At 60.8% G+C, this 24546-nt stretch carries 25 protein-coding genes; 10 read left to right on the top strand and 15 right to left on the bottom strand.

The features are described from left to right. Positions 1–52: 52 nt before the first annotated feature. Entirely contained in the window at positions 53–313 is a 261-nt protein-coding gene (locus GVL52_RS14420; RefSeq protein ID WP_160008215.1) for a hypothetical protein, read from the bottom strand. A gap of 102 nt (positions 314–415) precedes the next feature. Next, positions 416–1330, bottom strand: coding sequence for an oxygen-dependent coproporphyrinogen oxidase (hemF, locus tag GVL52_RS14415; protein ID WP_160008213.1), 915 nt, complete (start codon positions 1328–1330; stop codon positions 416–418). 182 nt (positions 1331–1512) lie between these two features. Between hemF and GVL52_RS14410 the strand changes: the two genes are divergently transcribed. Further along, positions 1513–1773, top strand: coding sequence for a hypothetical protein (locus GVL52_RS14410; protein WP_160008211.1), 261 nt, complete (start codon positions 1513–1515; stop codon positions 1771–1773). A 20-nt stretch (positions 1774–1793) separates the two neighbouring features. Here GVL52_RS14410 and GVL52_RS14405 read toward each other — a convergent pair whose 3' ends face one another. Both GVL52_RS14405 and GVL52_RS14400 read right to left on the bottom strand, forming a co-directional pair. Further along, positions 1794–3440 (bottom strand): Na/Pi cotransporter family protein, encoded by a 1647-nt coding sequence (locus GVL52_RS14405; protein ID WP_160008209.1) that lies wholly within the window; start codon positions 3438–3440, stop codon positions 1794–1796. Positions 3441–3646: 206 nt separating this feature from the next. Continuing rightward, positions 3647–4108 (bottom strand): tRNA (cytidine(34)-2'-O)-methyltransferase, encoded by a 462-nt coding sequence (locus GVL52_RS14400; protein ID WP_160008207.1) that lies wholly within the window; start codon positions 4106–4108, stop codon positions 3647–3649. A gap of 382 nt (positions 4109–4490) precedes the next feature. Between GVL52_RS14400 and GVL52_RS14395 the strand changes: the two genes are divergently transcribed. Together GVL52_RS14395 and GVL52_RS14390 are read left to right on the top strand one after the other, a co-directional pair. Further along, complete coding sequence (locus GVL52_RS14395; RefSeq protein WP_160008205.1) at positions 4491–6359, top strand: ABC transporter ATP-binding protein; 1869 nt, start codon at positions 4491–4493, stop codon at positions 6357–6359. A gap of 207 nt (positions 6360–6566) precedes the next feature. Further along, entirely contained in the window at positions 6567–8444 is a 1878-nt protein-coding gene (locus GVL52_RS14390; RefSeq protein WP_160008203.1) for a methyl-accepting chemotaxis protein, read from the top strand. Between the two features lie 127 nt (positions 8445–8571). On the opposite strand, the gene GVL52_RS14385 is transcribed toward GVL52_RS14390, so the two are convergent. Continuing rightward, positions 8572–8814 carry a hypothetical protein gene (locus tag GVL52_RS14385; RefSeq protein ID WP_200847823.1) on the bottom strand — a complete coding sequence of 81 codons (243 nt, stop codon included), beginning with the start codon at positions 8812–8814 and terminating at the stop codon, positions 8572–8574. Positions 8815–8976: 162 nt separating this feature from the next. Between GVL52_RS14385 and GVL52_RS14380 the strand changes: the two genes are divergently transcribed. Then, on the top strand, positions 8977–10845 hold the full coding sequence (locus GVL52_RS14380) for an ABC transporter ATP-binding protein (protein WP_160008201.1): 1869 nt from the start codon (positions 8977–8979) through the stop codon (positions 10843–10845). An 88-nt stretch (positions 10846–10933) separates the two neighbouring features. Here GVL52_RS14380 and GVL52_RS14375 read toward each other — a convergent pair whose 3' ends face one another. Then, positions 10934–11872, bottom strand: a complete 939-nt coding sequence (locus tag GVL52_RS14375) for an endonuclease/exonuclease/phosphatase family protein (protein ID WP_160008199.1) — start codon at positions 11870–11872, stop codon at positions 10934–10936. Positions 11873–12158: 286 nt separating this feature from the next. Here GVL52_RS14375 and petA point away from each other — a divergent pair, with 286 nt between their 5' ends. The 3 genes from petA to GVL52_RS14360 are packed head-to-tail and all read left to right on the top strand — an operon-like array spanning position 12159 to position 14921. Continuing rightward, positions 12159–12737 carry a ubiquinol-cytochrome c reductase iron-sulfur subunit gene (gene petA, locus GVL52_RS14370; protein ID WP_160008197.1) on the top strand — a complete coding sequence of 193 codons (579 nt, stop codon included), beginning with the start codon at positions 12159–12161 and terminating at the stop codon, positions 12735–12737. Positions 12738–12750: 13 nt separating this feature from the next. Further along, positions 12751–14028, top strand: a complete 1278-nt coding sequence (locus tag GVL52_RS14365; protein ID WP_160008195.1) for a cytochrome b N-terminal domain-containing protein — start codon at positions 12751–12753, stop codon at positions 14026–14028. A gap of 26 nt (positions 14029–14054) precedes the next feature. Continuing rightward, positions 14055–14921 (top strand): cytochrome c1, encoded by an 867-nt coding sequence (locus GVL52_RS14360; RefSeq protein ID WP_160008193.1) that lies wholly within the window; start codon positions 14055–14057, stop codon positions 14919–14921. 58 nt (positions 14922–14979) lie between these two features. Here GVL52_RS14360 and GVL52_RS14355 read toward each other — a convergent pair whose 3' ends face one another. Together GVL52_RS14355 and GVL52_RS14350 are read right to left on the bottom strand one after the other, a co-directional pair. Beyond that, positions 14980–15381: a type II toxin-antitoxin system PemK/MazF family toxin gene (locus GVL52_RS14355; protein ID WP_244619174.1), complete on the bottom strand. Its 402-nt coding sequence runs from the start codon at positions 15379–15381 to the stop codon at positions 14980–14982. Next, positions 15302–15655, bottom strand: coding sequence for a hypothetical protein (locus tag GVL52_RS14350; RefSeq protein WP_160008189.1), 354 nt, complete (start codon positions 15653–15655; stop codon positions 15302–15304). Before GVL52_RS14350 ends, GVL52_RS14355 begins: the two co-directional genes overlap by 80 nt. Positions 15656–15838: 183 nt before the next feature. Here GVL52_RS14350 and GVL52_RS14345 point away from each other — a divergent pair, with 183 nt between their 5' ends. Continuing rightward, positions 15839–16381, top strand: a complete 543-nt coding sequence (locus GVL52_RS14345; RefSeq protein ID WP_160008187.1) for an adenine phosphoribosyltransferase — start codon at positions 15839–15841, stop codon at positions 16379–16381. Positions 16382–16396: 15 nt separating this feature from the next. On the opposite strand, the gene GVL52_RS14340 is transcribed toward GVL52_RS14345, so the two are convergent. After that, entirely contained in the window at positions 16397–16861 is a 465-nt protein-coding gene (locus GVL52_RS14340) for a MaoC/PaaZ C-terminal domain-containing protein (RefSeq protein WP_160008186.1), read from the bottom strand. Next, positions 16858–17328 (bottom strand): MaoC family dehydratase, encoded by a 471-nt coding sequence (locus tag GVL52_RS14335; protein ID WP_200847822.1) that lies wholly within the window; start codon positions 17326–17328, stop codon positions 16858–16860. Before GVL52_RS14335 ends, GVL52_RS14340 begins: the two co-directional genes overlap by 4 nt. Before the next feature lie 81 nt (positions 17329–17409). On the opposite strand from GVL52_RS14335, the gene GVL52_RS14330 reads away from it, so the two are divergent. Next, positions 17410–18495: a hypothetical protein gene (locus GVL52_RS14330; protein WP_160008184.1), complete on the top strand. Its 1086-nt coding sequence runs from the start codon at positions 17410–17412 to the stop codon at positions 18493–18495. Positions 18496–18518: 23 nt separating this feature from the next. Here GVL52_RS14330 and ychF read toward each other — a convergent pair whose 3' ends face one another. Continuing rightward, positions 18519–19622 carry a redox-regulated ATPase YchF gene (gene ychF, locus GVL52_RS14325; RefSeq protein WP_160008182.1) on the bottom strand — a complete coding sequence of 368 codons (1104 nt, stop codon included), beginning with the start codon at positions 19620–19622 and terminating at the stop codon, positions 18519–18521. 193 nt (positions 19623–19815) lie between these two features. Between ychF and clpS the strand changes: the two genes are divergently transcribed. Continuing rightward, entirely contained in the window at positions 19816–20127 is a 312-nt protein-coding gene (gene clpS, locus GVL52_RS14320) for an ATP-dependent Clp protease adapter ClpS (RefSeq protein ID WP_160008180.1), read from the top strand. A gap of 2 nt (positions 20128–20129) precedes the next feature. Here the strand turns inward: clpS and GVL52_RS14315 are convergent, their stop codons facing one another. From GVL52_RS14315 to GVL52_RS14300, 4 genes are all read right to left on the bottom strand, one after another. After that, a complete protein-coding gene (locus GVL52_RS14315; RefSeq protein ID WP_160008178.1) occupies positions 20130–20582 on the bottom strand; it encodes a GNAT family N-acetyltransferase in 453 nt (150 codons plus the stop codon). Positions 20583–20584: 2 nt separating this feature from the next. Next, complete coding sequence (pth, locus tag GVL52_RS14310) at positions 20585–21328, bottom strand: aminoacyl-tRNA hydrolase (protein ID WP_160008176.1); 744 nt, start codon at positions 21326–21328, stop codon at positions 20585–20587. Positions 21329–21430: 102 nt separating this feature from the next. Next, complete coding sequence (locus tag GVL52_RS14305) at positions 21431–22150, bottom strand: ABC transporter substrate-binding protein (protein WP_160008497.1); 720 nt, start codon at positions 22148–22150, stop codon at positions 21431–21433. A gap of 22 nt (positions 22151–22172) precedes the next feature. Then, a complete protein-coding gene (locus GVL52_RS14300; RefSeq protein WP_160008174.1) occupies positions 22173–24533 on the bottom strand; it encodes a bifunctional diguanylate cyclase/phosphodiesterase in 2361 nt (786 codons plus the stop codon). Between the last annotated feature and the right edge of the window lie 13 nt (positions 24534–24546).

Here is a 24546-nt window from a genome sequence, read left to right as displayed (position 1 = left end):
GCACCGGCCGGTTCGATCGAAGCTTTCGCTTCATCCCGGGCCCAGCCTCCGATTATTCGGGCATGGCCCAGGCGCGGAAGCAATCCGTGGGGGCACGGTTGTCCTGGCCATCGGCCAGACGTGCCATCTCCTCGGGAGACCTGCCGCCGGCGAGCTGAAGCTTGACCTGTTCCACAAAGCAGGAAAGGGGCAAGTCCGAGCCGCTTTTCGCTTTTAACGCCTCGGCGAGCCTGTTCAGCAGCTCTGGCGTATCGATGGGGCGGGATGGGTCTTGGACACCTGCCGCTGCTGGTGTTCCACTTTGTATCGTCATTACAATCCTCCTCCGATTGTTACGCGCGTACATCTATAAATTGGTATCGGGTCCGCTGCTTTAAAAGGCTCTCACGCGCATTTTACCGATCTTTCCTCCCGGTTACGGCCAGCGAACGGTAGGGGGCAGTGATGAGAGAATGGACTCGACATTCCCGCCCGTTTTCAAGCCGAAGATCGTGCCTCGGTCATATAGCAGGTTGAACTCGACATATCGCCCGCGACGAATCAATTGTTCGTCGCGATCAGCCTCTGTCCACTGTTTATTGAAATTGGAGCGGACGATCCGTGGATACACCATCGAAAATGCGCGGCCGACGTCGCGAGTGAAGGCGAAATCGGCGTCCCAGCCGCCGGCTTCCTCGCTCGAATGCAGCCAGTCGTAAAAGATGCCGCCGGTGCCGCGTTGCTCGTTGCGGTGCTTCAGGAAGAAATACTCGTCGCACCATTGCTTGTAAGCGGGGTAATGAGCGACGGCGGTATGGCTGCGGCAGGCGATTTCCATCGCCTTGTGGAACAGCCTCGTATCCTCGTCCTCCTGGGTGCGGCGACGGTCGAGCACCGGCGTCAGGTCGGCGCCACCGCCGAACCAGCGGCTGGAGGTGACGACCATGCGGGTGTTCATGTGCACGGCGGGGACGTTCGGGTTCACCGGATGGGCGATCAGCGAAATGCCGGAGGCCCAGAAGCGCGGGTCGTCCTTGGCGCCGGGCATCTGGGCGCGCAGGTCGGCGCTGAACTCGCCGTAGACGGTGGAGGTGTGGACGCCGACCTTCTCGAAAACGCGGCCTTCCATCATCGACATGCGCCCGCCGCCGCCTGCGCCGCTTTCACGGCTCCAGTCCTTGGCGACGAAACGGCCGGGTTCACGGTCGGACAGCGGACCGGTCAGTTCGTCCTCGATGGCTTCGAAGGAGGCGCAGATGGTGTCGCGCAGGCTCTCGAACCAGCTGCGTGCCGCTTCCTTCTTTTGCTCGATATCCGCGGGCAGGCCGATCGGAAGGTCGGGTCGTTCCATGTCTGTCGTCTCCGGTATGCCCGCATCAGGGATGCGACTCTTGTCGTAATGATGATTGCCCCTGATAGCAGGTCGCCCGGCCTCTCGCCAACCGCAGGAAAAGAGGGGCTTGGGGCGCCCTCAGATTCGACTCGCAAATTGAGAATTTCGATACTACCTTTTGGTTTCAGAGGGAGATTTATATGGCAAAGATCCCAGGATCACCGTCGTTTGACGGCTTGAAGCGAAGGATTGCGACACACCGGGCCGAGGGCACGCTGCGCAAGAATGATCGCTTCGTGCGACAGACCTATTGCCTGGCCGTTCTGGATGCCCGCGCCAAGGCACGCGAATGGTTCGACGAATATCCGAAAGCCGCGTACTGGACCGAAGTCGAAAGCTGGAGACAGATCGACAATGACCAGATCGAGTTCACCATGCGCCGGCTTCCCTCGGCCGACTGACGGCTGTTCAGCAGGCCGGTCTATTCAGCCGCTTTGCGCAGGCGGCTTTCGATCAGCAGGCCGCTTTCATCGAGTATGGGATGGGCGACGGAGACGATGTGGGCGTTGATGCGCTTCAGGTCGCGCAACATGTCGAGATGCAGCGAGCTGGTCTGCAGGCTGTCGGCACGGCCGTCGCGCAGGCGCTCCAGATGGCGCTCGGAGGATTGCTTCTCCATGCGGCGCACCTCGACCTTCACCTCCATCAGCTGCCTGGCCAGATTGAAGTCGCGGGTGACGAAGATGGTCTGGGCGATGCGCAGGTTATCCAGCGTCAGGTGGAACAGCTTGCTGAGTTCGCCATAGCCGTCCTCCGAGAATTTTAGCCCGAGCGAGACCTTCTTGGCGACCTGCGGCAGCAGGCCCTTCTCGATGATATCGCCGATGTGCTCGAGATTGATGGCGTAATCGATGATGACGATCGAGCGGCGGCCGTCCTCCTCACTGAGACCACCGCGGCCGAGCTTGGAGAGGTAGATCTTCACCTCCTGCTGCAGGCTATCGACGCGCTGTTCGAGCGCCGGGATCTCCGTCAGCTTCGACATGTTGTTGCGCTCGAAGGCATCGCCGGCGCGCTGCAGCATGCGCTCGATCAGGTCGCCGACGCCGAGCACTTCGCGGGTGGCGCTGGCGAGTGCGACGACGGGCGTCGAGAGTTCCTGCGGGTCGAGATATCTGGGGGCATTGTCGGTCTGGGCATCATCGGGCACCAACTTCAGCATCAGCTTCGAGAGCAGGCGGGAGAAGGGCCAGGCCAGCGCTGCGAGGATCAGGTTGAAGCCGAGATGGGCATCCACGGGGAGCTTGGCCGGTGCCAGCGGTAGTGTCTCGAGCAGATCGGCGCCGTAACCGGCCAGGGGCAGGGCAATCAGGCAGCCGATGCCGCGCACGATCAGATTGCCCATCGTCACGCGCTTGGCGGATGCCGGGCCGGACAGCGAGGCAATCACCGGGGGAATGGCGCCACCTAAATTGGCGCCGAGCACCAGCACGATCACGAGGCCGGCAGACAGGATGCCTGTCGAGGCCAGCGACAGGATCAGCACGACGGCAGCAAGGCTTGATGACGAGATGAAGGCGATGCCGGCGGCAAAGGCCAGCGCTACGGGCCAGGCGTTGTCGAGCAGGCCGATAAAGGCCGACAGCGCCGGCGACTGGCGCATCGGTTCGGTGGCGCTGCTGAGCAGATGCAGCGACAGCAGCATCAGGCCGATGCCGATCAGCGCCTGACCACCACCCTGGCGCGCGGTCGAGGCGCCGCGGTAGAGCACGATGCCCGTGAGAATGACCAGCGGCGACAGCCACTCGATGCCGGTGGCGACGATCCAGGCGGTGACGGCGGTGCCGACATTGGCGCCGAGCAGCACGATCTGCGCCATGCGGGGCTTGACCAGTTCGCGCTCGACGAAGGACGACACCATCATCGCGGTTGCCGTCGAGCTCTGCAGGGCAATGGTGGCGACGAAGCCGGACAGGAAGGAGCGGACGCTGCTCTTGGTTCCTGAGGCCAGCCCGGTCCGCAGCCGGGCGCCAAAGGCTCGCGACACGCCATCCTTCACCTGAGCGAGGCCGAACAGCAGCAGGGCTACGGCACCGAACAGATTGATCATGACGATTGTGGATTCCATGCCGTCTTGTCTTCTTTTATCTTTTGGCACCTTCGCCGAGGCGCAGTTTTTCGAATCTGAAGTGAAGCCAAATCATTGAAATCGTGGCTCTTGGCCTGATTTTTTGATTGCCCGGCTAAAAACTATACGCCGGTCCGGCAATTTCACAACGCCGTTCGCGACATATTGCGCGGCTGAACCGGCATTTGTGCGGCAGATGACAAAAATCAAGCCCAGACGGTCTGCCGCATTGCTTCTCCTGCGATCATCGCGGCTGACACGGCGATGTTGAGCGAGCGCTGGCCTTCGACCATCGGCACCAGAATGCGGGCGTCCGATTTGTCGTGGACATGGTCCGGAACGCCGGCGCTTTCGCGGCCGAACAGCAGGATGTCGTCGGGGCGAAACTGGAAATCGGTGTAGCGGCCGGATGCCTTGGTGGAGGCGAGCACGAGGCGGCGGCCGGTGGTCTGGCGCCAGCTTTCGAATTGGTCGAAGTTGACATGGCGGGTCAGGGCTGCTGCGGCGATGTAGTCCATGCCCGCGCGTTTCAGGTTGCGGTCGGAGATGTCGAAGCCGGCCGGTTCGATAATATCGACGGCAAAGCCGAGGCAGGCGGCGAGCCGCAGAATGGTGCCGGTGTTGCCTGGAATGTCAGGTTGATAGAGCGCTACTCTGAGGTCTGCCATGGTCGATGCCGTGTGATCCGTGTTGTGCAGGCACAGGTATTGCAACTGTGATTTTAGCGCAACAGTCGTGATTTTGGGCCGAATGTTCGGTTTTATGGCAATTCGGGGCTGGAATATTAGTCAATTTCGCGTTATTGGTGCATATCTTCAATCGCCAACAAGGGAGCGCCAAGATGAAAACATTGCTGCATGTGTGCCTCCCGTCCGCAAATATGCGACTTGTGGCGATCCGACGCTCCTGAGGCGTCCTTCTTTCCTGAATTCCCATTTCTAATCCATTGCGCGGCCGGCTTGGCCTCGTCCCTTGAACGTCCGGTTCCCATATGAGCTGTTGCGCCCAGGCGCCGGCCGGGACCGGAACGCTGAAGTTCGGAGCACTTTGATGTTTGGCTGGTTTGAACAGCGTCTCGATCCCTTTCCCAGCGAGGAACCTACGGTTCCGCCGAAGGGGCTGTTTGCCTTCTGCTGGCACTACACCAAGCCCGCGGCACCCTGGCTTGCCGCGATGGCTGTGCTGACGATGCTGATTGCCGTCGGCGAGGTGGCGCTGTTCCAGTTCCTCGGCAATATCGTCGATTGGCTGACGCATGCCGATCCTGCGACCTTCATGCAGACCGAAGGCCACAAGCTGATCTGGATGGGCGCGCTGATCCTGATCGGCCTGCCAATGGCTGCGGTGGCGGATTCCGTCATCATGCACCAGGTGCTGATCGGCAACTATCCGATGAGTGCGCGCTGGCAGATGCACCGGTTCCTGATGCGTCACAGCATGACCTTCTTCGCCAACGAGTTCGCCGGACGCGTGGCTACGAAAGTGATGCAGACATCGCTTGCCGTGCGCGAGACGGTGATGAAGATCCTCGACGTCTTCGTCTACGTCATCAGCTACTTCATCTCGATGATCGTGGTGATTGCGGCTGCCGACTGGCGGCTGATGATCCCGATCCTCGCCTGGCTCGGCGTCTATGTCGCCATCGTTGCCTACTTCGTGCCGCGGCTGCGCAAGATTGCCGCGACGCAGGCGGATGCGCGTTCGCTGATGACCGGCCGCGTCGTTGACAGCTACACCAACATCGCGACGGTGAAGCTGTTTTCGCATGCGGGCAGGGAAGAGACCTATGCCCAGGAGGGCATGGACCAGTTCCTGCAGACCGTGCACCAGCAGATGCGCAAGGTGACGATGTTCCATGCATCGGTCTACATCAACAACTGCGTGGCGCTGGCGGTGATCTCGGGGCTGTCGATCTGGTTCTGGCTGAATGGCGGGATTTCCGTCGGCGCCATTGCCATCGCCATCGGTCTCGCCATGCGCGTCAACGGCATGTCGCAGTGGATCATGTGGGAAGTCTCGGCTTTGTTCGAGAACATCGGCACGGTCTATGACGGCATGGAGATGATGACCAAGCAGCACGACATCCTGGACAAGCCGGGTGCGCTGCCGCTTGCCGCCAAGAAGGGTGCGATCCATTACGACCGGATCGGCTTCCACTACGGCAAGGGCAAGGGGATCATCGACAACCTGTCGCTCGACATCAAGGCGGGCGAGAAGGTTGGCCTGGTCGGCCGCTCCGGCGCCGGCAAGACGACGCTGATGAACCTTTTGCTGCGCTTCTACGATCTGGAAGGCGGTCGCATCACCATCGACGGGCAGGACATCGCGCATGTCTCGCAGGAGAGCCTGCGCGAACTGATCGGGGTGGTGACGCAGGACACGTCGCTGCTGCATCGCTCGATCCGCGACAACATTTCCTATGGCCGTCCGGATGCAACGGACGCCGAGGTGATCGAGGCGGCCAAGCGGGCGAATGCCTGGGAGTTCGTCGAAGGTCTGGTCGACATGCATGGGCGCAAGGCGCTCGATGCGCAGGTCGGCGAGCGCGGGGTGAAGCTCTCGGGTGGCCAGCGGCAGCGTATCGCGATTGCCCGCGTGTTCCTCAAGGACGCGCCGATCCTGGTGCTCGACGAGGCGACCTCGGCGCTCGATTCCGAAGTGGAAGCGGCGATCCAGGAGAACCTGTTTGCGCTGATGGAAGGCAAGACGGTCATCGCCATCGCCCACCGCCTGTCAACGCTGACCGAGATGGACCGGCTGATCGTGCTCGACAAGGGCAAGATCATCGAGGCGGGCTCGCATCCTGATCTGGTGCGGGAGGGTGGCGTCTATGCCGATCTGTGGAACCGGCAGTCGGGCGGCTTCCTTGCCGATCATTCAGAGGACGACGGCACCCACAAAGAGGCTGCGGCAGAATAACGCACGCCGCCCGCCCCGCCATCGGTCGGGGCGGGCTTCGAAAAATGTCGGGAATGCAGGCTTTCGAGCGTTTGACGCGCTTGGACGTCGATGTCGTGGTGCGGAAATGCTGAAGAACACGTCATAGTGGTAAGTTTTTATTTAGTGAGAACTGGCACAAGGGTTTCATCGATTTAATCATTTTTTGAAACATTTCAGGTGTCCCTCATGAACTCTCTCAAGATCAAGGTTTTAATACCAACTCTTTTTGTCTTCATCGTCATCATACTGATCGCCCAGGGCGCGGCCGGCATGCGGTCGGTGTGGCAGCTCAATGGCCAGGCCAACAGCATCAGCGTGCGGATGGACAAGTCGCTGATGATCGCGGAGATGGAGCGCCGGATGTCCGACGTCCGGCGCCTCTACCTTGCGACGTTCGCCGCCACCAGCGATGAGGAGCAGAAGAATCTCCTGGCTCAGATCAAGGCGGCCACCGCGGCCCGTGAAAACGCGATCGCGACGTTTGAACATGCGCAGTCGTCCGGCCCGCGGCCGCGGTTCGAACAGCTCAAGACCATTATTGCGGATTACGACAAGCTCGGCGACCAGTTCGCCGAGCTTGTCGTTGCTGCACGAAGCAACGATGCCAAAGCCGTCATCGAGAAGATGACGCCGAAAGGCAACGATGCCGGCGATATCCTGCAGGGCATGATTGCCGACAACCAGGCCGCTGCCGGCAACGACAAGAAGACTGCGGCCGACACGACGGAGTTCGTGACGATCGCGACCATCGCCGGAGTGATGATCGCCGTCCTTCTGGCGATCGGTGCGGCGGTTCTAAGCCTTGTTCGCGTCACGCGTCCGATCGGGGCGATTACCCAGTCGATGAATGCGCTGGCGGCGGGCGACAACCAGGCTGGCATTCCCTACGCCGGTCGCCGTGACGAGATCGGCGAGATGGCCGCCGCCGTTTCCGTCTTTCGCGAGAACGCGCTGGAGCGCGAACGTCTGGCGCGCGAGACAGAAGCCAATCGCTCGATGAGCGAGCGCGAGCGGATCGCGCGCGAGGAGCAGAAGGCCCGCGATGCGGCAGACGTCTCCTTCGCCGTCGATAATCTGGCGCGCGGGCTGAAGAGCCTTTCGGACGGCGATATGACCTTCCGGCTTGAGCAGGGCTTTGTCGGCAAGCTTGAGCAGTTGCGCACCAACTTCAACGAATCGGTCGGCGGGTTGCAGCGGGTGTTGCGCGCGGTCGGCGAGAATGCCCGGATGATCGATTCCGGCGCCAACGAGATCCGCGCAGCCGCCGATGATCTGTCGAAGCGTACCGAGCAGCAGGCAGCCTCCGTCGAGCAGACGGCGGCGTCTCTGGAGCAGGTGACGACCGCGGTCAGGGATTCGGCTGCCCGGGCCGGGGAGGCCGGGCAACTGGTTGAAAATACCCGCAGCGGCGCTGAACGCTCCGGCGAGATCGTGGGGCAGGCCGTGGCAGCCATGGAGGCCATCGAAACCTCCTCGAACGGGATCTCCAACATCATCGGCGTGATCGATGACATTGCCTTCCAGACCAACCTGCTGGCGCTGAATGCCGGCGTTGAAGCGGCACGCGCCGGTGACGCCGGCAAGGGCTTTGCCGTTGTGGCGCAGGAAGTGCGCGAGCTGGCCCAGCGCTCCGCAAATGCCGCCAAGGAGATCAAGGCGCTGATCACCAAATCGAGCCATCAGGTGCGTCAGGGGGTGGAGCTTGTCGGCGAGACCGGCCGGCAGCTTGCCGTGATCGTCTCCGAGGTCCAGTCAATCAACAGCAACGTCTTGGCCATCGTCAGCACCTCGCGCGAACAATCTACCGGCCTCAGCGAAATCAATGTCGCCGTCAACCAGATGGATCAGGGCACTCAGAAAAATGCGGCGATGGTCGAGCAGACGACGGCTGCCACCCATAGCCTGGCGCGAGAAGCCGCCGCGCTGATCGAACTTCTGGGGCAATTCAGGCTCGGTGAAGGCCAAGATGCTGCGATCCGTGTCGCTTCGGAGGCGCGCCACCAGCCGATCCATTCGGCCGCCCGCGCGCTCGGCGCTCGGGTTGCCCGCGCCTATGGCGGCTGACAGGCGGTGACAACCAGCTGGTCGGAATTCCGGCCGGACACGGATTTGTACGAGACGTAAAACTGAAAACGCCCTCCCTGGGATATCGGGAGGGCGTTTTCTTGTTGGTCGGGCTTCCGGGCACTGCTCAGTGCCGGTCGGCGGAAAGGCTGTCTGCCCAGTCGATGATCCTGTGGCCTTCGACTGCCATGCTGCTGGCGAAGGCGATGGTACGCAATGCCATCAAGCGGCGTTGTTCTTCGCCGTCGATCCATGCGGCAATCGCTTCCGCGACGATCTGATCACATGTTACATCAAGGTGTTCGATGACTGCGTCGAGCTTTTCCGCCAAAGGCAATGGAATACTCGACACGAGTGTCCTGTTTTGCATTGTGGCCGTCTCCCGTGAAATCCCAGGCTACTCCGACATTGTGGCGGGACATGTCCCAATCAACGACGATGCCGCCGAAGTTACCAATCATTACGAAAATATAAGGCTGGTCCGGCGGGAGGATTCCTTTCCCGATCCGGCAGATAAGCCTATATCGCAAATATGCTTCTAAATCGACTCTTTCATGCCTTCGAAACCTGGATCGATCCGTTCCGACCGCGCGACAACATTCAGCCGCCGCGATCGACGCTCGGGTTCATCGCGTTTTATATCGGCCAGGCCAAAGCGCCGTTCATCGCCATGCTCGTTCTGGGCGGGATGTCGGCGGCGATCGAGGCGGCGCTGTTCTGGTTCGTCGGCCGCGTGGTCGATATCCTTGCCAGCATCAAGCCCGATGTCGGCTGGAACGGGCTGCTGGCCGCGCATGGCTTCGAACTGTTCGGGATGCTGATCCTGATCGGCATCGTTCGCTTCATCGTCCAGCTTCTGATTGCGCTGGTCGATCAGCAGGTGATCACGCCGGGCTTCTACAATCTGGCGCGCTGGCAATCCTATCTGCACGTCTCCCGCCAATCGCTGTCGTTCTTCCAGAGCGATTTCTCCGGCCGCATCGTCACCAAGGTCTGGGGCGCGGGGCAGGCGACCGGCGATCTGGTGACGTCGCTGATGGAGAGCGTCTGGTTCGTCGGCATTTATGCGGCGACGACGCTGGTGCTGGTGGCGCGGCTCGATATCTCGCTGGCAATCGTGGTGTTGTGCTGGCTGATCGCTTTCGGCGTGCTGGCCCGCTACTTCGTGCCCCGCATCCGCCGGCATTCGCGCGATACGGCCGAGGCCGGCTCGATGCTCAACGGCCGGATGGTCGATGCGTACAGCAATATCCAGACGCTGAAGCTGTTTGCCCGCGACGAGGAGACCGACCGCTACATGCGGCAGGGGTTCGACGTTTTTCAGGAAACGGTGCTGCTGTTCACCCGGTTCATCACCGGCGTGCGCGCCTCGATGGCGCTGCTGTCGGGCATCATGATCGTGATGATGGCGGGGCTGAGCGTGCATCTGTGGCTGCAGGGGCTGATCAGTGCCGGTGCCGTTGCGTTTTCGCTGGCGCTGGTGCTGCGATTGAACTTCCTGCTCGGCCGGTTGATGACGCAGTTCAACGGCATCATGCGCAATCTCGGCACCATCCAGAATTCGGCCGAGCTGATCTCCAAGCCGCTTGGCCTGGTCGATCGTCCGCATGCGCCGGATCTGGCGATTGTCCATCCCGGTATCCGCTTCGAGGACGTATCGTTCCATTACGGCAAGGGCAGCGGCGTCATCGATCATTTCTCGCTGACGATCCAGCCCGGCGAAAAGGTCGGCATCGTTGGCAGGTCCGGGGCGGGGAAGTCGACGCTCGTCAACCTGCTGTTGCGGCTTTACGATCTCGAGGGCGGGCGGATATTGATCGACGGGCAGGACATCGCCTCCGTACGGCAGGAATCGCTGCGCATGCAGATCGGCGTCGTCAGCCAGGACACGTCGCTGCTGCATCGCTCGGTGCGCGACAACATCCTGTTCGGACGACCGGACGCCGGCGAGGCAGGCCTGATCGAGGCGGCGCGGCGTGCCGAAGCGCTTGGCTTCATCGATCGGCTGGAGGACCAGCAGGGGCGCAAGGGTTTCGACGCGCATGTCGGCGAGCGTGGGGTGAAGCTTTCGGGCGGTCAGCGGCAGCGGATCGCCATTGCCCGCGTGATGCTCAAGGATGCGCCGATCCTGGTGCTCGACGAGGCGACGTCGGCGCTCGATTCGGAGGTGGAGGAGGCGATCCAAGACAATCTCAACCAGATCATGGATGGCAAGACGGTTCTGGCGATTGCACACCGGCTATCGACGATCGCGGCGCTCGACCGGCTGGTTGTCGTCGATAGGGGCCGGATCATTCAGGAGGGCAGCCACGAGGCGCTGCTGCGCGATGGCGGGCTCTATGCGGAGCTGTGGGCGCGGCAGTCGGGCGGATTCCTGGCCGCGGATCTGGAAGAGGCGTAGCCCGATCGCCCTTGTCCTGACAGAAACCTTCTCCGGCAGATTGTCTCAATGACTCTATAGCCCGGGAAGTCTGTCGGCGGGCCGACGTTCAGCGATCGATGGCGATCTCGGCCATGAGGCCGAAGTGGTTGGAGCCGTCGTTGTCTTCGATCTGCGTCACCGCGGTGAGCCGCAGCGGCGGGCGGGCCAGGACGTGATCGATGGCGATGCCGATCTTGCCTGCCTTGATCGGCCAGGTGGAGGGTTCTGGAAAGATCGTGTTCAGGCCGGATGTCCGGACGAAGTCCTGGATATGCGGATCGATGATGGCCGAATTGAAGTCGCCGGCCAGCAACAGCGGTCCGTCGATTGCGGCGACAATATCCTTGAGGTCGCCGAGTTCATCGACCTGGAAATCGTCGAAATAGGGTTTTGCCAGGTGAACTGACACGAAATTCACCCTGGTCCCGGCGAAATCGATCGCCACCTGCACGAGACGGTTCGGCCATAGATCGCCGATGCTCCTGACCGACTGGTCGAGAAACGGCTGTTTGGCAAAGATCAGCGTGTCGCACCCATCGGTGCCGACGCCGCAGCCTATGTGGTAAGGATAGGTTTTGGACAGGCGGGGGATTTCCGACTTCAGCGGCGCCGCCTCGAGGATATTGACCACATCGGCGCCGGACGCGAGCATGGCGTCGGCGATGCGGGCGCCGTTTTCGAAATTGTCGTTTTCGATGTTGAAGGACATCAGCCTGAGGATCGGTCGAGATGTAGCGGCGGCTGCGGCTGGCGCCGCCTCAAACGCCTTCAGCATCAAGATGCCGTGGCCGAGCAGGACGACAGCCACCGTCACCAGCATGTAGGCATACCAGTGGCGCTTGACGAGCAGCAGGATGAGGCTGGCGGCGAGGGCGGCTAGCGCAAAGTGGACCTGAAAGCTATAGATGAGCGCAAGCAGCCAAGTGTGCGTTACATAACGCAAAGAGATCGCCGCAAGCAGCAGTGAGACGAGAACACTTCCCACGCAGAATAAAGTGTGTCTCATTGGCTGGCACCGGGCGTGAGCGAAGAATATCGAGGCGGCGTATCACGGCCCCCGATATGTTGCAACGCAGCACTGTTGCAACGGCGCGATTGTCCTAAAGAATCAACTGTCAAAGCCCGCGACATTGTGCCCACATCCCTTGCCAAGGCTGGACATAATTTGCGATCAATAATAGAACGCGCCTTAGTGGGTGGGGAATCTATGTTCGAATTTTGTCATGACAGATTCGTCGCCTTGGAGGGATTGCGCGGAAATTCCGCGAAATTTGGGCAGAGGATGTTAAGCCGTGAGCGAACACGAAACGACAGGCGGGGTCTCTAGCGAGCCCACACGCCGTGATTTCCTTTATCTAACCACGGGTATGGCAGGCGCCGTCGGCGCCGTTGCGGTCGCCTGGCCGTTTATCGACCAGATGCGCCCCGATGCTTCTACGCTCGCACTGGCTTCCATCGAAGTGGACGTTTCGAGCCTCGAGCCCGGCATGTCGCTGACCGCCAAATGGCGCGGCAAGCCGATCTTCATCCGCAACCGTACACCTGAGGAAGTGAAGGCTGCGGACGAGGTGCCGATGTCCGAACTGAAGGACCCGGTTGCGCGCAATGCCAATCTCACGGCCGACGCTCAGGCAACGGGTGTCGATCGTTCTGCCGGCAAGGACAAGGAAAACTGGATCGTGATGATCGGTTCCTGCACCCATCTCGGTTGTGTTCCGCTCGGCCAGGCCGGCGAGTACAACGGGTGGTTCTGTCCCTGTCATGGGTCGGTCTACGATACGGCCGGCCGCATACGGAAAGGCCCGGCACCGCAGAACCTCGCGATTCCGACCTATTCGTTCGTTTCCGATAAAAAGATCAAGATCGGTTGAGGGGGACTGATTCATGAGTGGCCATTCCAGCTACGAGCCATCAACCGGCCTCGAGAAGTGGATCGATGCACGCTTGCCGTTGCCTCGTCTCGTCTATGACAGCTTCGTTTCCTATCCGGTTCCACGCAACCTGAACTATGCCTACACCTTCGGCGCCATGCTGTCGGTGATGCTGATCCTTCAGATCCTGACAGGCGTCGTGCTTGCCATGCACTATGCGGCGGAAACGACGGTGGCGTTCAACTCCGTCGAAAAGATCATGCGCGACGTCAACCATGGCTGGCTGCTGCGCTACATGCATGCCAACGGCGCATCGTTCTTCTTCGTCGCCGTCTATCTGCACATCGCCCGCGGCCTCTATTACGGTTCGTACAAGGCACCGCGCGAAATCCTCTGGATCCTCGGCGTGCTGATCTACCTCTTGATGATGGCGACCGGCTTCATGGGCTATGTTCTGCCCTGGGGTCAGATGTCCTTCTGGGGTGCTACCGTCATCACCGGCTTCTTCTCGGCGTTCCCGCTGGTCGGCGAATGGGTGCAGCAGTTCCTGCTCGGCGGCTTTGCGGTCGATAATCCGACGCTGAACCGGTTCTTCTCGCTGCACTATCTGCTGCCGTTCGTGATCGCCGGCGTCGTCGTGCTGCATATCTGGGCACTGCATGTCACCGGCCAGACCAACCCGACGGGCGTCGAGGTGAAGACCAAGACCGATACGGTCCGGTTCACGCCCTACGCGACGCTGAAGGATGCGCTCGGCGTCTCGGTGTTCCTGCTGGTTTACGCCTATTTCGTCTTCTACCTGCCGAACTTCCTCGGTCATGCCGACAACTACATTCCGGCCGACCCGTTGAAGACGCCGGCGCATATCGTTCCGGAATGGTACTTCCTGCCGTTCTACGCGATGCTGCGCTCGATCACCTTCAACATCGGCCCGATCGATTCGAAGCTCGCTGGCGTGCTCGTGATGTTCGGCGCGATCATCGTGCTGTTTTTCCTGCCTTGGCTGGATACCTCCAAGGTGCGCTCGGCCGTCTATCGCCCCTGGTACAAGATGGCTTACTGGCTGTTCGTGATCAACGCGATCATCCTCGGCTGGCTCGGTTCGCAGCCGGCGGAAGGCCTCTACACCACCATCTCGCAGATCTGTACGCTGCTTTACTTCGCCTTCTTCCTGGTTGTCATGCCGGTGCTTGGTCTCGTCGAGACGCCGCGCCGGTTGCCGAACTCGATCACGGAAGCGGTGCTGGAAAAGCGCAACAAGTCTGTCGCGGCCGAAGCGGCCAAGGCATGAGCGGGCGGCGAGAGGGAAAACACACGATGAAAAAGCTTGTTGCAAGCATACTGTCACTCGCCGTCGTCAGCTGTCTCGGGACTGCAGCTTTTGCAGAGGACGCAAAGCCGGCAGAACACCACGAGGCGGCAACGCCCCACTATCCGCTGAAGGAGCCGAAGGAGGTCGAGTGGAGCTTCGCCGGTCCGTTCGGTACCTATGACAAGGCACAGCTTCAGCGCGGTCTGAAGGTCTACACGGAAGTCTGTGCGGCCTGTCATTCGATGAATCTGGTGCCGTTCCGCAAGCTCAGCGATCTCGGCTACTCGGATGCCCAGGTCAAGGCGTTCGCGGCCAATTACGAAGTCCAGGATGGCCCGGACGCTGCCGGTGACATGTACACCCGCAAGGCGGTTCCATCCGACTACTTCCCGTCGCCATTCGCCAATGCGCAAGCGGCGGCTGCGTCCAACAACGGCGCTGCCCCGCCCGATTTTTCGCTGATTGCCAAGGCGCGCGAAGTGGAGCGCGGTTTCCCGCAGTTCGTCTTCGACATCTTCACGCAATATCAGGAGGGTGGGCCTGACTATATCCACGCGCTTCTGACCGGTTACGAAGCGCCCCCGGCAGGCTTCCAGATCTCGCAGGGCCAGCATTACAATCCGTACTTCCATGCAGCCGCAGTTCTTGCCATGCCGCCACCGCTGTCCGATGGCCAGGTGACCTATGACGACGGAACGGCCGGTACGGTCGATCAGTATGCCAAGGATGTCGCCTCGTTCCTGATGTGGGCCGCAGAGCCGCATCTGGTCGAGCGCAAGCACACCGGCTTCATGGTCATGGTGTTCCTGCTGATCTTCACGGTGCTGATCTACCTGACGAAGCGGTCGGTGTACTCAAGGAAGGAACACTGAGCGCTGGCTCGGACGTGATGAAAAGGCGGCTCCCGGGCCGCCTTTTTTATGCTGACGGTCAAATCAACATGTTGGCGAATTCCCGTTCGCAGGCGAGGCGATCCAGTGGACCGAGCGCGCCAAGGTGGCGCAGGATGAGATCGTTTGGCACTGTCGTCAGCCGCCATCTGACAACGCAGGCAACGGGAAGGTTTGCGGTCTGGAGATCGCCGAGAAGGATGTCGCTCGGCCAACTGCTTGCCTTGGCGGTTGTGATCATCGCCACGACGGTTGCCTGGTTTGTCACATTGAAGCTTCTGCCCGAGAGGACAACAACTGGCCTGCGTTTGAGGATCGGGATGTCTGCGAAAGGGAAGGGGACAACGACCGTATCGTAGCGCTTACAGATCACGGAAAGCCTCTTCGTCCTCGGGGCTTTGCCATTCGGGGAAGAGTTTGGTGACCGAGGCGAGGTAATCATCGGCAACGACCACCTCGCGGACGTTCAGCAGGTCGCCGCGACGTGCTTTGTACCAGCCATTCCAGACATCCTTCATGCTGCCGTGCGGACGGATGCCGTCGGTGCGACGGCCGTCGGAGCCGGTCTTCATGCGTTTCCACCGGCCGATAACGCCATCGACTTCAAGGCTGACCTCTTCGTCGTCCTTCAGCGTCTGCAAGCGGCCAAGGAGATCAGACCCCTCGATATGTTTAAACCAGATTGCAAAATCGGTTATCTTCACCTTTGGCTGCATGGGTATCCGCCTTTGCCGGTGATATCTTTAATACCCCCATCATACCCCTATGCCTGAGTGGATCAATACCGCAGGCATGCCCATGGAATTGTCGCTGATGCGACGAAACTTGCTATGGACAATCCGGCGTTCGCAGATCAATTTGCGCGCAGAATCTTCAATGAACAAGGCGTTCCTCTGCCAATGGCTTATGTTGAAAACGATCTCGTCAAATCGATCCGCTCCATCCCCGACTATCCCAAACCCGGCATCATCTTTCGCGATATCACGACCTTGCTCGGCGATGCGCGTGCCTTTCGCCGTGCAGTCGATGAGCTGGTGCAGAACTATGCGGGGATGAAGGTCGACAAGGTTGCCGGGATGGAAGCGCGCGGGTTCATTCTCGGCGGTGCCGTGGCACATCAGCTGTCTGCAGGCTTCGTGCCGATCCGCAAGAAGGGCAAGCTGCCGCATGAGACGGTGCGCATCGCCTATAGCCTTGAATATGGCGTGGACGAGATGGAAATGCATGTCGATGCGGTGCAGCCGGGCGAGAAGGTCATTCTCGTCGACGACCTGATTGCCACCGGCGGCACGGCTGTCGGGGCGACCAAGCTGCTGCGGCAGATTGGCGCCGAAGTGGTGTCGGCCTGCTTCGTCATCGACCTGCCGGATCTTGGCGGTCGCGCCAAGCTGGAGGAGCTCGGCGTCGATGTGCGGACGCTGGTCGAATTCTCCGGGCACTGATGATCAGGCCGGTCCCTATTCGAACTCGATGACGCTGCTTTCGAAGCGGATGACCGGGGCACCGGCGACGTAACCTTCGCAAAGGATGGTGTTGAGGATACGCCCCGGCCGCGAGGCAAGCGACCGGCTCTCCAGCAGGGTAACGGCGTAATCGACGGTTTCATCGACAAAAACAGGCCGTATCCACTGCAGGTTCTTGAAGCCGGCGGCGGGGCCGAGCTTCGGGGGGGCGTGCCCTTCGCGGGCCAGCCTTTTGCTTTCGGCGATCCAATAGGCGACGAAGGTCGTCATCCAGCCGGCACACGTATGCCAGCCGGACGCGCAGAGGCCGCCGAACAGGCTTTCCTTGGCTGCCTGCCTGTCGATATGGAAGCGCTGCGGATCGAAGCGGGTGGCGAAGTGGATGATGTTCTCCTCGGTGAAGCCGTAGCTGCCGATGTCGGTCTTTTCGCCGATCGCGTAGCGTTCCACCATTCTCATATTCTTGTCTCCGCCTGCTGCCGCATCCGGAACATGATCGAATTTTCGGAGACGCAGACCAGTTCACCGCGCTGGTTTTCGACCTCGTGGCGGAACTTGACGATGCCGATGCCGGGGCGGGAGCGCATCGGGCGTGCTTCGAGTACGGTCGAATGGCCGGAGATCGTGTCGCCTGCCAGCACAGGCCTTCGCCATTCCATGATATCGATGCCCGGCGCGCCTTCGGATAGCGAAGCGAGCAGATAGCTGTCGGTCATCATCCGCATGAACATGGCCGAGGTGTGCCAGCCGGAGGCCGCGAGGCCGCCGAGAATGCTGGCGCGCCCGGCTGCCTCATCCAGATGCATCGGCTGCGGGTCGAACTCGCGGGCGAACTCGATGATTTCCTCGGCCGGCACTGCCTTCGGGCCAAGCATGAAGCGACGGCCCGGATGGAAATCCTCATAGGCCAGGATCAGATCGGACAAATTCGTCTCCGCGTCATAGGCGTTTCACCACGATTACAATAGCATGCGGCATGACTCAACGATTCCTGCGAGATTTCTGATATGTCCGAACTGAAGTTGATCCTCGATGAGGCCGAGCGGGAAGGGATCATCCCGACCCAGGTGGCCGATCGGCTTCTGCCATTTCTGATTGAGCGCGGCGTCAAGGCCGAGAACAGGTCTGCGGTCCGTCGCGGGGAGATGGAGGCGTTTTCGGATACGGAGACGCCGAGTTTCGTGCGCGGCTTCCACGATGTGCTGATCACTATCGGCATCGTCGTCGCCCTGGCGGGGCTCTGGGGCATTGCCTCGATCTATGCGGTGCTGCCTGCGATCATCGTCCTGGCGGAAATCCTGGTGCGCCGCCAGAGGCTGGCATTGCCGGCGGTGGCGCTGACCATTGCGCTGGCGGTCTGGACGGGTTTCGTCTCGGCGGTCCTGCTGCAGGGCTCGCCACAGATCATCGGGCTTGGCGACAACAATGAGGGGCTGCAGTACACGCTGGCTTTTCCTGTCGTTCTCGGCCTCTTCTACCTGCTCTACCGCATCCCGCTGGCACTGGCGCTGGCGATCATGGGCGCGCTGGTGGTGCTGCTGCAACTGGTGCTGCGCTTGCTCGGATGGCTGACCGGCGACCCGCTGTTTGCGCTCAATCATGCCGGCGTGCTGTCGATGATGGCCGTGGTCTGCGCGGTCGGGCTGTTTGCGCTGGCGATGCGTTTCGATCTCAAGGATCCGCTTCGCCTGACGATCAATGCCGACATTGCCTTCTGGCTGCATCTCGGCGCCGCACCGGCGCTGCTCTACAGCGTCATCTCGCTGTCCGATTTCGGCGGCAGGGGGACGCTGGCCGGGCTGGAAACGGTGTCGATGCGCACGCCTGTGGTGGTGGTGACGGTGGCGGCGCTGATGCTGATCGGCCTGATCATCGACCGGCGCGCATTCGTCACATCAGGGCTGGTATCGTTGGGAGCGGCGCTCTACGGCATCTTTCGCCAGGGCAATGCGCAGGTCGATACCTACGTGTTCATCACGCTTCTGACGGTCGGTATCATCGTGTTGGTGATCGGCACCGGCTGGATGCCGCTCAGGCGCTTCGTGATGCGCCTGCTGCCTGCCACGATGCAGGCGAGACTGCCGCCCGCGTAGGCGACAGTCTTGTTCATTGTGTCTCAGGTGTTGAAGCGGAAGTGGATGACGTCGCCGTCCTGGACGACGTATTCCTTGCCTTCGTCGCGACCCTTGCCGGCTTCCTTGGCGCCGACTTCACCCTTGAAGGCGATGTAGTCGTCGAAGCCGATGGTGAAGGCGCGGATGAAGCCGCGTTCGAAGTCGGTGTGGATGACGCCGGCAGCGGCAGGCGCCTTGGTGCCGCGGACGATGGTCCAGGCGCGGGTCTCCTTGGGACCGACGGTGAAATAGGTGATCAGGTCGAGCAGGTGATAACCGGCACGGATCAGGCGGTCGAGACCGGCTTCTTCAAGGCCGAGAGCCGAGAGGAATTCCTTGGACTCCTCTTCCGGCAGCTGCGCCACTTCGGATTCGATCGCGGCCGAGATGATGACGCATTCGGCGCCCTGTTCCTTGGCCATGACGGCCACGGCCTTGGTATGGTCGTTGCCATCGACAGCATCGCCTTCGGCGACGTTGCAGACGTAGAGAACCGGATGCGACGTGAGCAGATTGAGGCCCTTGAGAACCTCGATGTCCTCGGCTGCCAGCGACTTCAGCAGGATGCGGGCCGGCTTGCCTTCGTTGAGGAGCTTGATGACGGCTTCCATGACCGGCAGCTGGGCCAGCGATTCCTTGTCCTTGGAAGCGGCACGCTTGCGGGTCTGCTCGACGCGGCGTTCCAGGCTTTCGAGGTCGGCGAGCATCAGCTCGGTCTCGATCGTGTCGGCATCGCCGACCGGATTGATCTTGCCTTCGACATGGGTGATGTCGTCGTCTTCGAAGCAGCGCAGCACGTGCACGACGGCATCGACTTCGCGGATATTGGCAAGGAACTTGTTGCCGAGGCCTTCACCCTTGGACGCGCCGCGCACGAGGCCGGCGATATCGACGAAGGAGATGCGGGTCGGGATGATTTCCTTCGAGCCGGCGATCGCTGCAAGCTTCTGCATGCGCGGATCGGGAACGGCGACTTCACCGGTGTTCGGCTCGATCGTGCAGAACGGATAGTTAGCCGCCTGCGCCTGCGCCGTCTTGGTCAGCGCGTTGAAGAGGGTGGACTTGCCGACATTCGGCAGACCGACGATACCGCATTTAAAGCCCATGGCCTGAAACCTGCTGTTCTTGAATTCCTTGGCCGTGCGTATGGGGTAAAAGCCGCCTCCGGGTCAAGCTTTTCGAGCATATCTCTCGTGATCAAAGCCGGTTTCGCTTGAAAGCTGCGCTTGCAGTGCAATATAATCAGCGGGCTGAGCGTACGCTCGCTCATTTCCCTGTCATCAACGGATGGATTGCCCGATGAGTGACAACGACGCTGGCCTGAAGCCAAAAGTGAAGTCGAAACCGAAGCTGGATCGACCGAAGCTCTACAAGGTCATTCTCGTCAATGACGATTTTACGCCGCGCGAATTCGTGACTGCGGTGCTGAAGGCCGTGTTCCGGATGAGCGAAGAGACCGGATACCGGGTGATGCTGACGGCGCACAAGCTCGGCAGTGCCGTGGTCGTCGTCTGCGCGAAAGACATCGCCGAGACCAAGGCCAAGGAAGCGACGGATTTCGGCAAGGAGGCCGGGTTTCCGCTGATGTTCAGGACCGAGCCGGAGGAGTAGGCTCAAGGGCGGCGGATCTGGAAGCCGGTCTTGTCCTGCGTAAAACCGCAATTCTCGTAAAAGCGCAGCGTTGCCGGGTCTTGCGATCCGCTCAGCAGCATCACCTTGTAGCAGCCGGCATCCCATGACGCCTGGATGGCATGTGCGATCAGCGCTCCAGCGTAGCCGCGCTTGCGGTAGTGCGCTGCCGTGATGACGTTTTCGATCAGCGCGTAGGACGCGCCTTGTCTGGTCAGGTTGGGAATGACGACCAACGTGACGGAGGCGGCTGCGGTGCTGCCGGCAAAGCCGATGAAGACCTGCATTCCCGGGTGGCCGAGCATAGCTTCGAAGCGGGCTTCGGCGGATATTGAGTCCATCACGGGATCTGCAGGGTTGAGTTCGCGATAGAGTGCCAGAAGGCCTGCGAGGTCGCGCTGTTCGGCGGGTCGAATGGTGAGGGAATGTTCCGTCACCGTTACTCGCCCTTGTTGCCGAACATCTTCTTCAGCATTTCGGCCATCGGTCCGGTGGTCGGCAGCTTCTTTGGTTGGGCGCTGTTGCGGGCCTGGTGAATGTGCGACTTGCCTGCGGGCTTGTCGGTGGCCTGCTTGGCGGCTGGCTGCGTCTTCTGCGGCTTGTCCTCGTCGGCCTTGCCGCCGACGGCGAGCGCCAGCTTGTTCATCAGCTGCGAATCTTCATTTCTCACCAGCATCTCGGCATTGTCGGCCAGGGCTTCGAGCATCGGCTCAAGCCAGGTCCGATCGACCTTGGCGAAATCGCCGAGCACGTAATGCTGCACCAGATCCTTGTTGCCGGGATGGCCGATGCCGAGGCGCAGGCGGCGGTATTCCTTGCCGCAATGGGCGTCGAGCGACTTGATGCCGTTGTGGCCGCCATGGCCGCCGCCGGTCTTGATGCGGGCCTTGGCGGGCGCAAGATCCAGTTCGTCGTAGACGGCGACGATGTCGGAGGGCTGCAGCTTGTAGAAGCGCATCGCCTCGCCGACGGATTCGCCCGACAGGTTCATGTAGGTCTGCGGCTTGATCAGCAGCACCTTCTCGCCTGCGATCTCGCCTTCGGAGATCACGGCCTTGAACTTCTTCGTCCATGGCGAAAAGCTGTGGCGGCGGTGGATGGCATCCACGGCCATGAAGCCGATATTGTGGCGGTTGCCGGCATATTGGCTGCCGGGATTGCCGAGGCCGGCGATAACAAGCATGGCGCGTTCATTCCTCGCGGAAATGTTTGGGCAAGGGTGTGTGGACGTTCACCACCGCGAAACGGCGCCAAAGTCAAGCGCAAGCGTGCTGGCCGGGGCAAATCAGTTCTGCGGGTGCAGGCCGTACCTGGCGAAAATCGCCTTCTGCGTGCCATCGGCGATCAGTTTGTCGAGTGCTGCCTGCATCTTTGCCTGAAGTTCATCCGGGAAGCTTTTTTCGCAGGCGATGCCCAGCGACTGGGAGGAGAGCAGGGCGATGCGTACCAGCGGCTGATCAGCTTTCATTTTCTCGAAATACAGCTGCGAGATCGGCATGAGATCGATGCGGCCGTTCAGCAGCTTGCGGAGCGTTGCTGAGAAATCGGTCGCGACGTCGATCTTCGAGAAGCCCTTTTCCTTGAGCAGGTTCTGTGTGTAGTCGCCGCGATGGGTGCCGACCGTGTATTGCTTTGCCTGCTCCAGGCTCGTCGCCTCAACGCCTGAGCCAGCCTTGGCAACAAGAATGTTGTCATCGACCAGCAGCGGCTCGACCCATTTGAACAGTCCGTCTCGTTCGGTGCTGTGTGCCGTCGTAAAAACGCAGGTCATCGGTGTCGTCTGTGCCGCGGCATAGGCGCGTGTCCAGGGCATGATCTCGATCCTGGCTTCGAGCCCCGCCTCGCGCATCATCAGCTCGACCTGATCGACGGACGCACCCTTGAGTTCGCTGCCCTCGCGATAGCTGAAGGGCGGGTAATCCTCGGTGACCAGATTGACGGTGGCAGCGTTGGCATGGCTGACAGAATGAAGACCGAGGAGAGCGACAAACAGCAGGCGTTTCATCATCTTGCCTTCTCCTATGCGTTTACGATGCGCGTGCGAGTGCGGGCTCTCGGCCTGCCATTTTATCGATCAGCTGGGCGACGGTCTGCGGACGATGGAAGAGATAGCCCTGGCCATAGTCGAGACCCATTTCGCACAGCGTGCTGCATTCCTGTTCGGTCTCGATGCCCTCGGCAATCACCGTGCAACCCATCTTGTGCGACAGCGTGGTGATGCTTTCGACCAGCGTCCGGCTCTTGTGCCTGATGTCGTCGTTGGCGTCGTTGATCGAACGGGTGAAGGACTGGTCGATCTTGATGATATCGACAGGGAAGCGATTGAGATAGCTCAGCGACGAGTAGCCTGTGCCGAAGTCGTCAAGGGCGATCCGGCAGCCGAACTGGCGGAGATCGCTGACGACCTTGCGAATTTCCGGGTTGTTGTGCATCAGCACGGCTTCGGTGATCTCGACCACGATCCGCTCGGGGTGGATGCTGTGCCGCATGAGGAAACTGGCGAGGCGAGCGGGCAGCGAGGATTCGAACTGCAACGGCGAGAAATTGATGGCGAGATAGCTGTCCTGCATGCCGGGAAGCGCCGACAGGTTGGCCAGGTGCTCGATCGCCTTTTCCATGATGACGTTGCCGACCCGAATGATCTTCGAGGTCTCTTCCGCGACGTTGATGACCTCGGCCGGCGCCATCAGGCCCTTCTGCGGGTGGTTGAGACGCATCAGCGCCTCGAAGCCGGCGATGCCGCGGCCGTTGAGGTTGACGATCGGCTGCAGGTAGGCTTCGAACCAGTCCTCGAGCAGGCCGATCTCGATGCAGCTTTCGATTTCCGCACGGGCACGGGCATGATCGATCATGCCGCTGTCGAAATGCTGTGCGCCGTTCTTGCCATCGCGCTTCTTGGCGTACATGGCCATATCCGACTTCTGCAGCAGTTCGGCGGCGTTGTCGGCGTGGCGGGGATAGATGGCGATGCCGACGCTGGCGCTGAGGTGCATATCGGTGCCGAAAGGCTCGCTGAAGATGGAGGCGAGCATCTCGGCCATGATGTCGGCGCGCTCCGCAGCATCCTTGGCTGGCAGCAGGATGGCGAATTCATCGCCGCCGAGGCGGGCGGCCACGTCTGACGGTGCGAGTTTGGTCTTCAATCGGCCGACAAATTCGCGGAGCGCCTTGTCACCTTCGGCGTGGCCGAGGTTGTCGTTGATCCATTTGAACCGATCGAGATCGACGAACAGGCAGGCCAGTTCCTGATTGGCGGCATCGGCCGCACGGATCTTGCCGTCAAGAATGGTTTCGAAGCCCTGACGATTGAGAAGGCCTGTCAGGTGGTCGGTGATCGCCTGCTTGTGATTGCGTGCCTCGGAGGCCTTGAGCGCGGTCACATCGGTCATGACCGAGAGCGACAGGACATCGTGGCCGCCGGTTGACGCTTTCGATTCCAGGATGAGAACATCGATCACACGACCATCGGCGCACAGGAATTTGACTGTCACGTCCACGGCCTTGCCGCCGCCGAGTTCGTCGTTGCGGCCGAGGAAGGCTTCGCGGGTGTCTTGCGTGACGAGATCAGTGAAACGGGCGCCGATAACGCGGTGGCGTTCATATCCTGTGGCGGCCAGCCAATAGTCGCTGACGGCGGTGATACGGTCGTCTTCGTCAAGCGAGAACAGCATGGCGGGTGTCAGATCGTAAATATCGATCGCGCGACGGTGCGCGAGTTTGAGCTCCTGCTCTTCGCTCTCCAGCTTGGATTGCATCTCGTTGAAGCTGCGGGCAAGGCGGCCCATCTCGTCATTGGAGCGCCAATCGACATGGTGGCGCGAGCCGAGCTGGCCAGTTGCCTCGATTGCTGCAATCAGGCGCATCAACGGCCGGACGAGGAAGATGCGATTGCCGATGAGGGCGGCGCTGAAGACGATGAGAACGGCGAAGATGAAGATCGACATGAAGACGATCTCTTCCTGCTGCAGACCGGAGAACAAGCCGGGCGCCGGATAGGATACGGAAATCGAGCCGAGGTTTTTCGGGCCATCCAATGCGGAATAGATGATGGCGTGGGAAACCTGAACCAGTTCGCCGTGAAATGATTTCGGGATCGTCGATTGTGTGACGTCAAGCTGGCCGGAATGATCGCTTACCTGAACCTTGACGATCAACGCCTGTGAGACGACGGTGGCGCTGATCTGCGCGACGCTATCCTCGTCGAGATCCCACAGTGGTTTTGCAAGCGCCTGGGAGTTGGCCACCAGAAGAACCGAGATGTGGTCGCGGATTTCCTTCTCCGCGCGCTCCGACGACAAAAACAGGAAAAGAATAAAGAGCGGGGTTACCAAGAGCAGAAGTGCGCCAAACACAATTCCTAGAAATCTGTTCTGAACGGAATTATGCATTTCCTGCGTCTGC

Origin of the sequence: Rhizobium sp. 18055, assembly GCF_902706285.1 — a bacterium.
Classification (GTDB): domain Bacteria; phylum Pseudomonadota; class Alphaproteobacteria; order Rhizobiales; family Rhizobiaceae; genus Rhizobium.
This window is presented reverse-complemented; position numbering and strand designations above follow the sequence as displayed.